Origin of the sequence: Streptomyces yokosukanensis, from assembly GCF_001514035.1 — a bacterium.
In the GTDB taxonomy this organism is placed as follows: domain Bacteria; phylum Actinomycetota; class Actinomycetes; order Streptomycetales; family Streptomycetaceae; genus Streptomyces; species Streptomyces yokosukanensis.
In genome coordinates this window covers 423,483-438,148 of sequence record NZ_KQ948208.1, presented here as the reverse complement: position 1 = coordinate 438,148, position 14,666 = coordinate 423,483, and the positions used below count along the sequence as shown (strand labels likewise).

General features: G+C 70.0%; 15 protein-coding genes. 5 read left to right on the top strand and 10 right to left on the bottom strand.

Features of this window, described 5'->3' with window-relative positions; genetic code table 11:
• Positions 1-184: 184 nt before the first annotated feature.
• Both AQI95_RS08600 and AQI95_RS08595 read right to left on the bottom strand, forming a co-directional pair.
• On the bottom strand, positions 185-1,240 hold the full coding sequence (locus tag AQI95_RS08600; RefSeq protein ID WP_067119874.1) for a BMP family lipoprotein: 1,056 nt from the start codon (positions 1,238-1,240) through the stop codon (positions 185-187).
• A 279-nt stretch (positions 1,241-1,519) separates the two neighbouring features.
• Positions 1,520-2,755 (bottom strand): amidohydrolase, encoded by a 1,236-nt coding sequence (locus AQI95_RS08595; RefSeq protein WP_067119871.1) that lies wholly within the window; start codon positions 2,753-2,755, stop codon positions 1,520-1,522.
• 326 nt (positions 2,756-3,081) lie between these two features.
• Here AQI95_RS08595 and AQI95_RS08590 point away from each other — a divergent pair, with 326 nt between their 5' ends.
• Positions 3,082-3,762, top strand: coding sequence for a class I SAM-dependent DNA methyltransferase (locus tag AQI95_RS08590; protein WP_067119868.1), 681 nt, complete (start codon positions 3,082-3,084; stop codon positions 3,760-3,762).
• A gap of 13 nt (positions 3,763-3,775) precedes the next feature.
• Here AQI95_RS08590 and AQI95_RS08585 read toward each other — a convergent pair whose 3' ends face one another.
• Positions 3,776-4,180 (bottom strand): ATP-binding protein, encoded by a 405-nt coding sequence (locus tag AQI95_RS08585; protein WP_067119865.1) that lies wholly within the window; start codon positions 4,178-4,180, stop codon positions 3,776-3,778.
• 202 nt (positions 4,181-4,382) lie between these two features.
• Between AQI95_RS08585 and AQI95_RS08580 the strand changes: the two genes are divergently transcribed.
• Together AQI95_RS08580 and AQI95_RS08575 are read left to right on the top strand one after the other, a co-directional pair.
• On the top strand, positions 4,383-5,234 hold the full coding sequence (locus AQI95_RS08580; protein ID WP_067119862.1) for a helix-turn-helix domain-containing protein: 852 nt from the start codon (positions 4,383-4,385) through the stop codon (positions 5,232-5,234).
• Between the two features lie 8 nt (positions 5,235-5,242).
• Positions 5,243-5,437 carry a DUF397 domain-containing protein gene (locus AQI95_RS08575; protein WP_067119859.1) on the top strand — a complete coding sequence of 65 codons (195 nt, stop codon included), beginning with the start codon at positions 5,243-5,245 and terminating at the stop codon, positions 5,435-5,437.
• Between the two features lie 35 nt (positions 5,438-5,472).
• On the opposite strand, the gene AQI95_RS08570 is transcribed toward AQI95_RS08575, so the two are convergent.
• The 7 genes from AQI95_RS08570 to AQI95_RS08540 form a co-directional block, all read right to left on the bottom strand.
• Complete coding sequence (locus AQI95_RS08570; RefSeq protein WP_067119856.1) at positions 5,473-5,967, bottom strand: DUF1003 domain-containing protein; 495 nt, start codon at positions 5,965-5,967, stop codon at positions 5,473-5,475.
• A 40-nt stretch (positions 5,968-6,007) separates the two neighbouring features.
• Entirely contained in the window at positions 6,008-6,670 is a 663-nt protein-coding gene (locus AQI95_RS08565) for a hypothetical protein (protein ID WP_159056486.1), read from the bottom strand.
• A 227-nt stretch (positions 6,671-6,897) separates the two neighbouring features.
• Positions 6,898-7,242, bottom strand: coding sequence for a hypothetical protein (locus AQI95_RS08560; RefSeq protein WP_159056485.1), 345 nt, complete (start codon positions 7,240-7,242; stop codon positions 6,898-6,900).
• Between the two features lie 197 nt (positions 7,243-7,439).
• Entirely contained in the window at positions 7,440-8,591 is a 1,152-nt protein-coding gene (locus AQI95_RS08555) for a hypothetical protein (protein ID WP_067119849.1), read from the bottom strand.
• 50 nt (positions 8,592-8,641) lie between these two features.
• Positions 8,642-9,580 (bottom strand): N-acetylneuraminate synthase family protein, encoded by a 939-nt coding sequence (locus AQI95_RS08550; protein WP_067119847.1) that lies wholly within the window; start codon positions 9,578-9,580, stop codon positions 8,642-8,644.
• A 12-nt stretch (positions 9,581-9,592) separates the two neighbouring features.
• A complete protein-coding gene (locus AQI95_RS08545; RefSeq protein WP_067119844.1) occupies positions 9,593-10,822 on the bottom strand; it encodes an N-acylneuraminate cytidylyltransferase in 1,230 nt (409 codons plus the stop codon).
• A gap of 17 nt (positions 10,823-10,839) precedes the next feature.
• On the bottom strand, positions 10,840-12,153 hold the full coding sequence (locus AQI95_RS08540) for a DUF6716 putative glycosyltransferase (RefSeq protein WP_067119841.1): 1,314 nt from the start codon (positions 12,151-12,153) through the stop codon (positions 10,840-10,842).
• Positions 12,154-12,351: 198 nt separating this feature from the next.
• Here AQI95_RS08540 and AQI95_RS08535 point away from each other — a divergent pair, with 198 nt between their 5' ends.
• The gene (locus tag AQI95_RS08535; protein ID WP_067119838.1) at positions 12,352-13,329 is read left to right on the top strand and encodes a glycosyltransferase family 2 protein; all 978 of its coding nucleotides are present in this window, start codon (positions 12,352-12,354) and stop codon (positions 13,327-13,329) included.
• Positions 13,326-14,660: a polysialyltransferase family glycosyltransferase gene (locus AQI95_RS08530; RefSeq protein ID WP_067119835.1), complete on the top strand. Its 1,335-nt coding sequence runs from the start codon at positions 13,326-13,328 to the stop codon at positions 14,658-14,660. The genes AQI95_RS08535 and AQI95_RS08530 overlap by 4 nt, the downstream gene beginning before the upstream one ends.
• The last annotated feature ends 6 nt before the right edge of the window (positions 14,661-14,666 follow it).

Sequence of the window (14,666 nt, the reverse complement as noted above, 5' to 3'; positions counted from 1 at the left end):
CACTCTCCTCGGGGAAAGGGGCTGCGTAGGGGAGGTGGCAGGCGTCGGCGACGCTAGCGCGGCAACTCGACGCTACACGCGTAGAGTTGACACATTGTTATGGCTCGGCGAGGGGTCGCGGGGGCGACGTTCCCTCGCCGAGCCGAGGTCGGACGGACCGATGGGCCGTCCAGGACCCGTCAGGTCACGGGGTGGTCTTGACCTTGATCTGACCGGCGATGATCTTCTGCTTCGCGGCGTCCAGCTTGGGCTGGATGTCGTTGATGAAGCCACCGCTCGTGGCGAGCGAGACACCGCCCTTGGCGAGCGAGTAGACGTTGTTGCCGGCGAGCGGCTTGCCGTCCTTGACGGACTTGATGAAGTCGTACACACCGACGTCGACGTTCTTGACCATGGAGGTCAGGATCGCGCTCTTGTACTGGGCGAGACCCGGGATGTTGTACTGGTCGGAGTCCACGCCGATGGCCCAGGCGCCCTTGGCGCCGTGCACGGCCTCGATCGCGCCGTTGCCGGAGGAGCCGGCCGCCGTGTAGACCACGTCGGCGCCGTTGTCGAGCATGCCCTGCGCGGCCTGCTGGCCCTTGTCGGGGCTGGAGAAGCCGGAGGTGTCCTGGCCGTGGGTCAGGTACTGGACGTCGACCTTCACCTTCGGGTTGGTGTCGTGCACGCCCTGGGTGTAGCCCGCCTCGAACTTCTTGATCAGCGGGTTGTCGACACCGCCGATGAAGCCGACGTGGTCCTTCTTGGTCTTCAGGGCGGCGGCGACACCGGCCAGGTAGGAGCCCTGCTCCTCGGTGAAGGTGATGCTGTTGACGTTCTTGCCCTCGACGACCGAGTCGACGATGCCGAAGCTCGTCTTCGGGTACTTCGCGGCCATCTTGGTCACGGCCGGGGCGTAGGAGTAACCGACGGCGACGATCGGGTTGTAGCCCGCCTCGGCCAGGTCGGACAGCCGCTGCTCGCGGTCGGCCTCGGTGTCGGAGGTCTTGGCGGTCAGCTCCTTGATGGAACCGCCGAACTCCTTCTCGGCCTTGTCGGCACCGCGCGCGGCGGAGTCGTTGAAGGAACGGTCACCACGGCCGCCGACGTCGTAGGCGAGACCGATCTTGACGCCCTTGCCGCCGCCCGAGGAGGAGGACGAGGAGTTGTTGTCGGAGGACGTGCTGCCACATGCGGTGGCAGTGATGGCGAGTGCTGCGGTCGCGAAACACGCAGCAGAAAGCTTGGCTACCCGGCGCACGGGAGGCTCCTTCACCTGACCTGAGCGCCTCGCGGGCGCTTGATGTGAGCACCATGCCAGTGCTCGAGCCGAAACGCCCCGGCGGCGTCGGCTTCGCGGCATCGTAACGCGCGTAGATGTCGCAAAAAACCCTCTCTCGAAGCCGTTATCGATTCGAGGCAAACAGCATCTGAACTCGCGGTCTTGCGTCTCTCAGAACGCTGTTGCACACCATGTGCAAAAGGCTTGCGACCGAATTGCGCCGGTCGGGCGACGGCCCCCCCGAAGGGGGCCGCACCCTCATCCCTGTACTGCGTTCGGCTCCAGGAAGGCCGCTGCGGTGAACATCTCCACTCCGACCGTGATCGCATGCTCGTCGGCGTCGAAATCACCCTGGTGGAGGTCGCGCACCGTGCGCTCGCCGGGGCGCCGTACACCGAGGCGGGCCATGGCGCCCGGCACATGCTCCAGATACCAGGAGTAGTCCTCGCCGCCGAGGCTCTGCTCGGTGGTCTCGACGGAGTCCCGGCCGCGCCGCGCGGCCATCGCCCGGCGCAGCAGCTCGGTGGACTCCTTGTCGTTCACCACCGGCGGCACCCCGCGCACATAGGTGATCTCGGACTTGGCCCGGTGCAGGGTGGCGACCTCGTCGATGGCCGCGTGCACGATGTCGGGCGCCTCCCGCCAGGCCTCCAGGTCCAGGCAGCGCACCGTGCCGGACAGCTCGGCGTGCTGCGGGATCACGTTCGGCGCGTGGCCCGACTCGATCCGGCCCCAGGTGAGGACGAGTCCGGCGCGGGCGTCGACGCGGCGGCCGATCACGGCGGGCACGTCGACGGCGACACGCGCGGCGGCGGTCACCAGGTCGGTGGTCAGATGCGGCCGGGCGGTGTGCCCGCCGGGCCCGTCCAGGGCGATCTCCAGCCGGTCGCACGCGCTGGTGATCGGCCCGTGCCGCAGCCCGACCTTCCCGGCGTCGACGCGGGGGTCGCAGTGCACGGCGAGGATCCGCCCGACCCCCTTCAGCACGCCGTCCGCGATGGCGTCCAGCGCGCCGCCGGGCAGCACCTCCTCGGCGGGCTGGAACAGCAGCCGCACCGGCCGGGGCAGCAGCCCCTTGCGGTGCAGGTCGGCGAGGACGAGCCCGGTCCCGAGCACGACGGTCGTATGCACGTCGTGTCCGCACGCATGCGCCCGGTCGGGGACGGTCGACCGGTACGGACAGTCCGTCTTGGTGTCCGGGATGGGCAGGGCGTCGATGTCCGCGCGCAGGGCCAGCAGTGGTACGGCCGAGCGCTCGCCCTCGGCCAGCCCGATGTCACAGACGAGTCCGGTTCCCTTGGCGAGCACCCGGGGCCGAAGCCCTGCCTGCTCCAGCCGCTCCTTGATCGCGGCAGTCGTACGGAACTCCTGATTGCCCAGCTCAGGGTGCATGTGCAAGTCGCGACGGAAGGCGACAAGTTCGGCGTGCAGGGCTTCGCTCAGCGCGCCGGGGAGCACATCCCCCGCGAGGCCGGACTCGGACTCTAGGGACATCAATTGCTTCACCCTCTGAAGGGTAGGACGCCCGACTGGTCAACTACCCCTCGATCAACAAAAGTTCAGCCCGTTAGGGGAAGAAAATCTGACCGGCGGACGCATGGCGGCGGACTCGGACGGGTAAAACCACTGTTTCTCCTTCCACGGATACCACGCCTGGCCATAGTCTCGCTCGACTTGTCCAGGAGCCGGACCCGCCCCGGCGCTCCGACCTGCCCCCCGCCCCCCACCCTCCGACCGGCCCCTGCGCGCCCTCCGACCGGCCCAGCCCTTGCCAGGGAACCGGCCCCGCCCCGCGCCCCGCGCCGGTAGGGTCGCCAGCCGTGACCGACGCGACCGAGAACCTCCCCACCGGCCCGACCGACACCACCTTCCTGCGGACGACCCGCACCTCCTACGACGCGATCGCCAAGGACTACGCGGCGCAGTTCCCGGCCGGCGGCCGCCATCCGCTCGACCACAGCCTGATCACCGCCTTCGCCGAGCTGGTCACCGAGCACGGCACGGCCCCCGTGGCCGACCTCGGCAGCGGCCCCGGCCACGTCACCGCGCTCCTGGACGAGCTGGGCGTCCCGTGCTTCGGTGTCGACCTCTCCCCCGCCATGGTGGCCCTGGCCCGGGACACCTATCCCCGGCTGCGCTTCCACATCGGCTCGATGACGTCCCTGGACCTGCCTGACGCCACCCTGGGCGGCATCCTCGCCCTGTACTCGACGATCCATGTGCCCGACGCGCACCTGTCGACGGCCTTCGCGGAGTTCCACCGCACCCTGCGGTCCGGCGGCCACGTCCTCCTCGCCTTCCAGACCGGCACCGAGCCCGGCCGCCTCCACCTGCCCGAGCGCTTCGGCCACGAGATCGACCTCGACTACTACTGGCGCACACCGGAGCAGGTCGTCGAGGCACTCGGGGAAGCCGGGCTGGACCTGGTCGCGGGGGTCCGCCGGGAGCCGACCGGCGAGGAGACACGGGCGCGGGCGTTCGTACTCGCGCGTAAGGCGTAGCCCGCCTCATTGCCTACGCCGCCGCGAGTTCGCACCACACGTACTTGCCCCGGTCCCCGAACCGAGCCGTCGGCCGCCACCCCCAGTACTCCGCACAGGCCCGCACCAGCCCCAGCCCCCGCCCGTCCTCCAGCTCCACCACCTGCTCCAGCGGGCGCGGCGGATCCGGCGGCGCGGGGTCGCTGTCCCACGCCCCGATCCACACCATGCCCTCCGGGGTACGGCGGACCCTCAGCGCGGCCGGCCCCTTCGTGTGCCGTACAGCGTTGGAGACCAATTCGGCCGCGAGGAGTTCGGCGGTGTCCGCGATCCCGATCAACCCGTGGAGAGTCAGGATCAGCCGGATGGTCCGACGGCAGACGGTGACGGCTCTGACGTCGTTGGGGATGTAGAGGGTGTAGTCCCAGGTTTCCGGCATGCGTCATCAACTCCGTTACAGGGAAGTGGATTTGGCGCGCGGTGGCTTGCCGCAGCCGTCATGGCAGGGCGGAACGGTGCGCTTCCGCTGCGTATGCATTGCGTCACTGACGGTAGAGGTTACTGTTAATGCGCCGCAAGCCGGTCGCGTAATCTGACGCCCGAACGAGTCGAGTTCACCGGTGTGTTGAGAGGATCAGTCGATGGCGTTGAGAGCCGAACCGACGGCACGGCAGATGCGCCTTGCCGTCGAACTGCGCAGGCTCCGAGACGCGGCAGGCCTCACCGCGCGGGAGGCGGCAAGGCTGCTCGGAGTGAGCCCTCCGCACATCAGCCAGATCGAGACCGGTTTCACGGGTGTGAGCGAGACCAGACTGCGCCGCCTCGCCTCCAACTACGCCTGCACGGACCAGGAATTCATCGACGCACTGGTGGCCATGGCCACTGACCGCACCCGAGGGTGGTGGGAGGATTACCGGGAGCTGCTGCCCACTCCCTTCCTCGACCTCGCCGAGCTGGAGCACCACTCGACATACCGGCGTGACGTGGAGTTTCTGTTCATTCCGGGGCTTCTGCAGACCGAGGGCTACGCCCGAGCGGCCTTCTCCTCCAGGGTTCCCGAACTCCCGAGGGAGGAACTGGAGCTACGCGTCCGGCACCGGATGCAACGCAAGGCCGTCCTCGACCGGCCTGCCCCCATCCCCTATGAGGCAGTCGTCCACGAGGCGGCACTGCGTATCAAGGTCGGCGATCGCACCACCGTGCGAGCCCAGCTCGCCCGTGTCCTGGAACTGTCCGAGGCGGATCACATCACGGTGCGTGTCATCACCTTCGACGTGGACGGCTTCGGCGGGACCTGGAGCCCGATGATGTTGGCAGGCGGCACCGTAGCCAGACTGGACACGGCCGCTCGCGACGCGCCCGACGGCACCGGGTTCACCGACTCGGAAGCTCAACTCGGGGTCCTGCGAACCCTCTTCCGAAGGGTGGAAGCTGCTTCGCTCGATCCCACGCGTTCCCGTGACTTCATCCACAGACTGGCCAAAGAACTGTGAGACCCACCATGACCACACCCGACACCTGGCGGAAGTCCTCCCACTCCGGCGGCGGCGACGGCAACAACTGCGTAGAGATCGCCCCCCGCCCCACCCACATAGCCGTCCGCGACTCCAAGGACCCCGCCGCCGGTACCCTCACCTTCCGCGCGGAAGCCTTCACCCCGTTCATCCAGGCCATCCGTACCGGCGCCGGTCACTGACCTCGAACGCGTGCCGCCCGCCGGCGCACGCGCCGTCAGCCGTTGGAACGCCCTGCCTGTTCGTCCATCCGTTTCCGGCTCTGGGCGACGGACTCGCGCACCTGCTGCTCGACCTCCTCGGGGTCGAGCCCGAGGGCACGCCCGATGTGGACGGACCACGTCTCGGAGCGCACCGTGGTCTCGAAAGCGAGGTCTGCACGGATGTTGTCCCGGGCGGCCTGCCGGTTCTGACTGATCATGACGAACGTCGAGAGGAAGATCGCCTCCAGGCTGACGATCATGGTGAGCAGCCCGAAAGGAAAGGGGTCGAACACCGCGGACCGCCCGAACAGGCCCTCGTTGACCAGGATCCAGCCGGTGAACCAGGCGATGTGCACGTAGACGAACGCCATCGAGCCGGCGAACGCGGTGATCCGGTCCGCGATCTGGTCTTGCAGACCCCGCTGGCGGGCGAAGATCTCCCGTTCGTGCGGCAACCGGATCACCGGGCGCCGCGATGGACCGGCTGGACCGTCATGGTGCGTGCTCATGGGTACATACTGCGCGTCGAGCTGACCGGATCCCGACAGGTCACCTCTCCCTGACGAAGATCAGCCAGGCCGTGCCGAGGGCGCCGAACAGCACGCCCAGGACCAGGTCCGAGGCGTCGCCGAGGAGGATGCCGTGCACGAGTGCGTAGAACGGGAAGGTGAGCCAGAGCCAGCCGAGGCCCCGTACCGCGGCGAGAGCCGTCAGGCGGCCGCTCGCGGCTGCCCACAGGGCCACGCCCAGGAACAGCCAGGCGCCGCTCAGTCGCCAGGCCATCGAGTCGGAGGCGGGTGAAGGGTAGGTCTCGGCGTGGCCGCGCACCGTCATGCGCACCACCGTGCCGTGCCAGGTCCGCAGGTCAGCGAGGTCGCCGGGGTGTGCCTCGGCGTAGGTGCCCGCGCCGACGTCCAGCCACTGCGATTGGCCGCGCAGCCGTACGCGCAGGTGGTAGGTGGTGGTGCAGTGCTCGACGCCGTCGCTGTCCGTGGTGCAGGACTCGTCCTTGCTGCGGTCGGTGACCGTGCCCGTCGTCGGCACGAGGCAGCCGTGCTGCGCCGTGCCGTGGCACACGGACGCGTGCCGGTAGGCCGTGACGTCGTCGTACCGCTGCGCCGCCCACCGCGCGCAGACGACGGTCCCGCCCACGGCCACCAAGAAGACCAGTAGGCGCAGCCACGGTCGCACCGGCCCTCGCCGGGAAGTCATCGCCGGGTCCCCCGAGCTTCCTCGACCGGATTCGTCGCTCTTCGGGGCAGGGGACGCTCACCGGCACCGGCCGGTTCCGGGGGCGCCAGCGGCAGGGTGCTTCTTGACGCCCGCTCGGACGACGTCCTCATGCCGCAGCTCGCGCCGGTCCGCGCGAAGCAAGGCGAACTGCTTCGCGCGGACCGGTCGCACAGCACATGGTGCCGGGTCTACGCCGCCGCTGAGAGTCAGCAGGCGGGCGACAGGCAGCGGAGCGTGTAGTGCACCTCGCTGCTGACCGGCACGTACCGCAGGTCCAGGGTGAACAGGCCCCCGGCCCGAGTGCCGCCGAAGGGATCCGCGCCGGGGTTCGGGAGGTGGAAGGGCATGTACGCGTATCCCTGGCCGCCGGTGCCGTCAATGGTGTAGGTGACGTAGCCCTCGATGTACTGGGGGCCGCAGTTGACGAACCACGTCACCTTCCCGCCGGGCGGAATCTGCTGGGGAGGCTTGGAGTCGAAGCAGCCCGGATTGACGTTGGAGCCCGCCAGGGTCAGCGTGCGCGTGGTCGCGTTGGTGAACCACGGCTGCAACACCACTGATTTTACCGACGGGGCGGGGGAGGCAGCGGAGGCTACGGAGGCTACGGAGGCCGACAGCCCCGTCCAGGCCAGTATCAGGGTCAGAGCCGCAGACAACAGTCTGAGTCTTCGCATTGGAGGTTGTTGTCCCGCAGAGACGGCCCGCACACCACCGTCAGGGTGATTACTCCGAACGAGTGACGGTCCGGTCAAGCCACTCCTGTGACCGCCGCCAGCCGGTGCACATCCCGTGCCGTCCCCGTCACCCCGGACAGGAAGCCCTGGGCTCGCGGGGACGCGTTCTCCGTGAGCCAGGACGGGTCGATGTCGCACACGGCGACCCGGACGCCGGTACCCGCCAGCGCCAGCGGAAGGGTGTGGACGACCGTCGACGGGAAGCTGAGGATCGTACGGCCTATCGGGCCGCGGCGGGCGATCAGCTCCAGGGGGAGGTCCGGGCGGACGATCTCCAGGCCGGTCTCGGCGGCCAGGCGGTGGAGCTTGTCCGTGCTCTCCCGGCGGTGGGCGAAGTAGCGCGTCGCTCCGTGGGCCTTGGCGAGGGTGCGGACGGCCTCCAGATAGCGGTCGCCGTCCACGACTCCGGTCTCCACCAGGGACGTTCCGACCATGTCCGCGCCCTTGGTGATGCGCGGCGGGCCGAAGCGGTCGCGGGTCCAGGAGAAGTCGTTGACCGTGACCGCCACCCCGTCGGGAGTCTCCGTCACCGGCATGGAGGAGAAGACCTCGACCCGGCGCCGGGCGCTCGGCGTGAGACGGCGGCGGGCAGAGGAGGAGACAGGGGCGAAGAGCAGGTCCCTCGCCCCGGGCCGGCCGCCCTTGCGGTGCCAGCGCACCAGGCGTTCGCCACGGGCGAGTTGGGCGACGAATTCCATCGTCGCCGTGCCGTCGTCCACCACGACCAGGTCGCGGGCGCGGGTGATGGTCAGCAGAAGCTGTACGTAGCGGGAGAACGGGTCGCCCATGACGATGCGGTCGGCCCGGCGCAGCGCGCCCGCCAGGCCGCCGATCGTGGAGAAGGGCGCGGTCGTACCGCCCCGCGCCTCCTCCCAGCGCACCCGGTACCCCTCGTCCCGGGCCAGGTCCGCCATACGGCGCAGCTGGCCCCGGGTCATGGGGTCGGTCGGGGACAGCACGACGACCGTGAGCTCCGCGTCGGCCTGCGTGATCCCGTCGGCCACCTTCCGCCGTATCTGCGCGGGCACGGACCGCAGGGGATCCGGTTCCGCGCCGCGCAGGCCGTGCAGGTGCGCCCACTCCAGTACGTTCAGCAGCTGGACCGGGCTCTCCACGAAGGCGAGCGTGCGGGGAGGGTGGCCGGCGTGACCGGCGCGGGGGCTCATCGGCGTACGACCGTCCCGTCGTAAGGGAACCAGTAAGGCGATCAGAACACTCAGACCGAGACCGGCTCGCCCGCCGCCGCGGCGATCTCCGCCTCGGCGACGACACCGGCGACGCGGCGCAGCTTCTTCATCGGGCCCATCTCGGAGTCGTAGACCTTCTTGACGCCGTCGCCGAGGGAGGCCTCGATGGTGCGGATGTCGCGGACGAGACGCGTGAGGCCCTGCGGCTCGACGGAGGCGGCCTGGTCGGAGCCCCACATCGCGCGGTCGAGGGTGATGTGGCGCTCGACGAAGGTGGCGCCGAGGGCGACGGCGGCGAGGGTGGTCTGCAGGCCGGTCTCGTGGCCGGAGTAGCCGATCGGGACGTTCGGGTACTCCTTCTCCAGCGTGTTGATCACGCGGAGGTTCAGCTCCTCGGCCTTCGCCGGGTAGGTGGAGGTGGCGTGGCACATGAGGATGTTGTCCGAGCCCAGGACCTCGACCGCGTGGCGGATCTGCTTCGGGGTGGACATGCCGGTGGAGAGGATGACCGAGCGGCCGGTGGCGCGCAGGGCCTTCAGCAGCTCGTCGTCCGTGAGGGAGGCGGAGGCCACCTTGTGGGCGGGGACGTCGAACTTCTCCAGGAAGGCGACGGCCTCGGTGTCCCACGGGGAGGCGAACCAGTCGATGTTCTTGCTCTTGCAGTACTCGTCGATCTGGCGGTACTCGTCCTCACCGAACTCCACGCGGTGGCGGTAGTCGATGTAGGTCATCCGGCCCCAGGGGGTGTCGCGCTCGATGTCCCACTGGTCGCGCGGGGTGCAGATCTCCGGGGTGCGCTTCTGGAACTTGACGGCGTCGCAGCCGGCCTCGGCGGCCACGTCGATCAGCTTGAAGGCGTTCTCCAGCTCACCGTTGTGGTTGATGCCGATCTCGCCGCAGATGTAGACGGGACGGCCGGGGCCGACCTCGCGCGAACCGAACGTACGCAGACGGGAGTTGGTGCTCATCAGGAGATGTCCTTACTTGGGGAGGGAATCGAGAGAGGGGCCGAGGATCCAGCTGGCGATCTCTCGGATCGCGCCGTCACCGCCGGGGAGGGTGGTGACCGCGCGTGCGGCGCCGCGTACGACGTCGTGAGCGCTTCCGACCGCCACGGGCCAGCCGACGAGGGCGAAGCACGGCAGGTCGTTGACGTCGTTGCCGACGTAGAGCACGCGCTCAGGCGCGATGCCCTGCTCCTCGCACCACTGCTTGAGGGCGAGGTCCTTGCGGTCGATGCCGTGCAGCACCGGGAGCTTCAGCTTCCGGGCGCGGGCGGCGACCACAGGGTTCTGTTCCGTGGACAGGATCAGCATCTTCAGCCCGCTCTTGCGCAGGGCCGCGATGCCGAGTCCGTCGCCGCGGTGCACGGAGACGAACTCCCGTCCTTCGGAGTCGATCAGCACCCGGTCGTCGGTCTGGGTGCCGTCGAAGTCAAGTACGACCGCGTCGATGTCGTCGGCGGTGGGCAGCGAACCGGGGCGGTCCGCGTCGAAGAGGGGCGCCAGCGCCCGGGCGCGGGCCAGGTCGTGCGGGTCGTCGATCTCCAGCACGCGCGCGGGGTCGGTACGGACGAGTTCCGTACGGCCGAAGAAGCGGTGCCGGTGCTCGCGGAAGCCGGCCGCGTCCATCGCGTAGGCGGCGCCGGTCTCCAGGAAGTCCTGGGGGCGGTCCTGGCGGCGGGGGCGGAAGGACTTGTCGTGGTTGACGCCCACCCCGCCCTCGCCCTCCGCGTCGGCCTCCCGCCAGACGAAGCCGTGGAACGGGGCCACGGTCACCGCCGTGTCCGCGCCGTTCTCGGCGACCGCGCCGGCCACCCCGTCGATGTCCTCGCGGATGATGAACGGGCTGGTGCACTGCACGAGCAGGACCACGTCGACGGGCGCGCCGTGCAGCGCCTCGTGGGCGTCCATGGCGTGCAGGACCGCGGCCTCGGAGGTCGCCGTGTCCCCGGCGATGGCAGCCGGGCGCAGCACGACCTCGGCGCCGGCCTCCCGCGCGGCGGCGGCGATGGCCTGGTCGTCGGTGGAGACGACGACATCGGTCACCAGCCGGGTCGCGCGGCACTCGCGCACCGCGCGGGCCACCAGCGGGACACCGCCGACGGGGGCGAGGTTCTTCGCGGGCACGCCCTTGGAACCGCCGCGCGCGGGGATCACCGCGAGCACTCGGCGCACCGCGGCGCCTTGGCCCGTTTCCGGGTTGGACATGGGGTCTCCTTGGAAGGTCACAGCTCCCCCATCCGCCGGATCACCGGGGCGACCCGCTGCACGCCGTGGCGGTAGGCGCCACGCGCGGCACGGCGCACGATCTGGCGGACCGGTCCGGGCTCCTTGTCGGCGGCGGGCACACCGGGCAGCGGGACGCCGTCGGGGCCGAGGTGGTGCCGGGCGAGGATGCCGGGCAGATAGCCGGGCGCGGTCTCGGGGGTGTAGTAGGGGGTGAGGGGCGGCAGACCGCCGGGGCGGTCCAGCAGCTCGGCGATGCGTTCGCGGGCGGTGTCGAACGCCGTGGCGTACGTGCCGTCGGCGGCGACACCCTGGCGGGACACCCACTGCTCGTCCGCCGTCGGCCGGTGCCCGGCGTCGAGCTGGTCCCAGGAGGCGAGGCAGCCGGAGCCGGTGAAGTGGTGGTTGCCGAGCACCTCGCGCACCCCGAGGTCGGTGAGGACGACCGTGGGGATACGGCGGTGCAGGGCCTCCAGGGCGGCCGTGGAGCTGACCGTGACCAGCAGGTCGGTGCGGTCCAGCACCTCGCCCATGTGGCCGTACACCAGCCGGAAGTTGGCGGGCAGGTCCTTGCCCTGGACCAGCTTCTGGTACGGCAGTTCCTCGATGTGGGTGGTGTGCTCGCCCGGCTTGGAGCGCAGCTTCAGCAGCACCTCGCGCTCGGGGTGCCTGCGGGCGTGCTCGATGAGCCGGTTCAGCAGGTACGTACGGTCCTTGCGGCTGTCGGGTACGGACGGCTGGGCCGCGAACACCACGGTGTACGGCTCGTGTTCACCGGTGTACGGCGCCCCGCCGAGGAAGGGCAGCGCGACCTCGGTGACCGCGGAGGCGTCGGCGCCCACGCCCTCGTACACGGCCCGGAAGCGGTCCGCGTCGTGCCGGGAGTTGGCGAGGACGAGGTCGGCGCCGTGCCGCAGCAGCAGCCCGTCGGCGAGCTTCTCGTAGACGACACCGACGTATCCGGTGACGACGAGGGGACGCTTGCCGGCGCCTGCCCAGGCGGCGCGCAGCCCGTGCAGCATGGCCTGGACGCCGCCGCCGACGAGCGCGAGGATGAGGACGTCGTACGACGCCTCACCCATGGCACGAAGGAACTCGACGCCGGTGACCTCCCGCAGGGAGTCGGCCCGGACGCCGACCTCCTTCAGCTGGCGGGCCGTCGGGGTGGCGCGTCCTCGCAGGAGGTAGCCGTCGAGTCGGATCTCGGCGTCCGCGGGAGCGAGCCGCTGCGCGGTGAGCGCACCCCATTTCCACCGGGTGTCGGAATCGGCGAGGACGGCGACCCGCAGGGACTTCGTAGCACTTGCTGGCACGCCGAAGACGCTAGAAAGCCATTCCGAGGTTCCGCCCAACCCGAATACAACAAACGGTTAACAGCACATCGCCGAATGGCGAATCAGGCCGCGTAGGCAGCGGAAAAGAGCCCGGTTCACAGGTTCGCCACGTGCCGTTCACCCAGCATCAAGCAGACGGTCAAGACGAATGACGGGCTGCGCCCTAACGTCCCTGACGTGGTCAAGCTCTCCGTCATCGTGCCGTTCTACAACGTGCAGCAATACGCACCCGACACGCTCAGGAGCCTCGAGGCGAACGCGCGTGAGGACTTCGAATTCATTCTCGTCGACGACTGTTCCCGCGACGGGACACCAGAGATTCTCGCGCGCGCGGAGCGCGAGCTGCCCGGGGCGGTCTACGTCCGGCACGAGAAGAACGGAGGGCTGGCGACCGCCCGCAACACCGGCATCGACCGGGCGCGCGGCGAGTACCTGACATTCCTGGACGGCGACGACTGGCTCGCCCCCGGCTACTACCCGCAGCTGGTCTCGGCCATAGACGAACTGGGCTGCGACTTCATCCGCACCGACCATGTGCAGTGCACCGCACGCTCCCGCCAGGTGCACCGGGTGCCGGTCGGGCGGCGCGGCGTGGTGCTGAGCCCGCGCGAGGCGATCCTGCCCGCCGACCGTTCGACGTCCGTCGACTACGCGTACGCGTGGGCGGGCATCTACCACCGCCGGCTCGTGGACAAGGGCCTGCTGCACTTCACCGACGGGCTGCGCACGGCCGAGGACCGGCCGTGGATCTGGAAGCTGCACCGGGAGGCGGACTCGTTCGCCGCGGTGAGCATGCTCGGTGTCTTCTACCGGCGCGGGGTCGCCTCCTCGCTCACCCAGATCGGTGACGTCCGGCAGCTCGATTTCATTCGAGCGTTCGATCAGGTGATCGCGGAAACCGCACAGGACCGGGAGGCGGACCAACTGCTGCCGAAGGCGGTCCGTACCTATTGCGCCATCATTTCCCATCATCTGGGATCCATCGAAAGGTTCGAGCCCCCGGTGGCGAAGAAACTGAAATCCATGAGTGCCGCGGCCCTGCGGCGCATGCCACAGGACGTGCTGGACGAGGCGCTGGACTCCATGGACATCCAGCGCGCCGGCAAGCTGCGCCGACTGCGCCGCCGCCCCGCCTCCGCGGGGGCCGCCGCGTGACCACCCAGATCTTCCAGGCGTCGACCCTGTACGGCACGGCCACACTGGCCGCCGCCCTGGACTCCGGCTGCTTCCGCCCGGCCGACCGGCGGATCCTGCTGGTCTGCAACAACGCGGCCGCGCCCGAGACCACGCCCGCGCTGGACGAGGCCCCCGGCTTCGAGAAGCTGCGCGACCGCTTCGACGACGTGATCTCGTACAACGCGACCATCTTCCCGTTCCACCCGGGCGGCTGGGCGCCCCGCGTGGACGACATGCCGCTGTGGGAACGCTTCTTGCGGCACGAGTGGCAACTGGGCGACGAAGACGTGGAGTTGGCCGTCGAGTCGATCCAGGTCAACCCGTCCCTGGCGCTCGCGCAGATCTTCACCGGCGCCCCGGTGACGGTCTACGCAGACGGCCTGATGAGCTACGGCCCCACCCGCAACAAGATCGACCCGCTGGTCGGCACCCGGGTGGACCGCGTGCTGCACCTGGACCTGGTGCCCGACCTGAAGCCGCTGCTGCTCACCGAGTTCGGAGTGCCGGGCGAGGTCGTGCCGACGGCCGCGTTCACCAAGGTGCTCGCCGGGCTCGCGCCCGCCGGCGTCGAGCTGCCGGAGGTCGAGGAGCCGGCGCTGCTGCTCGGCCAGTACCTGTCGGCGCTGGAGATCCTCACCGCCGAGCAGGAGGAGAACCTGCATGTGCGGATGCTGAGGGGCGCGGCCGCGCTCGGGCACACCAAGGTGGTGTTCAAGCCGCACCCGTCCGCCCCGGCCGGCTTCACGCGCTCGCTGGAGCAGGAGGCGGAGCGGCTGAAGGTCGAACTGACCGTCGTCGACACCCCGGTCCTCGCCGAGGTGCTGTACCAGCGGATGCGTCCCGCGCTGGTCGTCGGCTGCTTCTCCACCGCCCTGCTCACCGCGCAGGCCCTCTACGGCCTTCCCGTCGCCCGGATCGGCACCGAAGTGCTGCTGGAGCAGCTGACGCCGTACGAGAACAGCAACCGGGTCCCGGTGACCATCGTCGACGCGCTGCTGCCCGAACTCGGCGACCGAGGAGCGGTCACCGAGCAGCGTGCCGGCATGGACGTCGAGGCGCTCGGCGGGCTGATCCGCGCGGTGGGCTTCGCGATGCAGCCGAAGATCTACCCGAGGCTGCGCACGGAGGCCGAGTCCTGGCTCGCCCGGAACCTGAACGCGCACACCGTGCGCTACTTCAAGCGCCGGCGTCTGTCGTCGCTGGCCCTGCCGGGCGGGGTGCCGGCCCAGCTGGCGTTCATCCCGCGCAACGCGACGGTCCGCCGGGTGGCGCGCACCGCGCGCAGTCTGCGCAACTCCGTACGACGCTGAGGCCGC

Bases quoted from the DNA above. Each gene is read 5' to 3' on its own strand.
- AQI95_RS08595 (WP_067119871.1), bottom strand. From the start codon at position 2,755: ATGTCCCTAGAGTCCGAGTCCGGCCTCGCGGGGGATGTGCTCCCCGGC.
- AQI95_RS08585 (WP_067119865.1), bottom strand. From the start codon at position 4,180: ATGCCGGAAACCTGGGACTACACCCTCTACATCCCCAACGACGTCAGA.
- AQI95_RS08580 (WP_067119862.1), top strand. From the start codon at position 4,383: ATGGCGTTGAGAGCCGAACCGACGGCACGGCAGATGCGCCTTGCCGTC.
- AQI95_RS08575 (WP_067119859.1), top strand. From the start codon at position 5,243: ATGACCACACCCGACACCTGGCGGAAGTCCTCCCACTCCGGCGGCGGC.
- AQI95_RS08570 (WP_067119856.1), bottom strand. From the start codon at position 5,967: ATGAGCACGCACCATGACGGTCCAGCCGGTCCATCGCGGCGCCCGGTG.
- AQI95_RS08565 (WP_159056486.1), bottom strand. From the start codon at position 6,670: ATGACTTCCCGGCGAGGGCCGGTGCGACCGTGGCTGCGCCTACTGGTC.
- AQI95_RS08555 (WP_067119849.1), bottom strand. From the start codon at position 8,591: ATGAGCCCCCGCGCCGGTCACGCCGGCCACCCTCCCCGCACGCTCGCC.
- AQI95_RS08550 (WP_067119847.1), bottom strand. From the start codon at position 9,580: ATGAGCACCAACTCCCGTCTGCGTACGTTCGGTTCGCGCGAGGTCGGC.
- AQI95_RS08545 (WP_067119844.1), bottom strand. From the start codon at position 10,822: ATGTCCAACCCGGAAACGGGCCAAGGCGCCGCGGTGCGCCGAGTGCTC.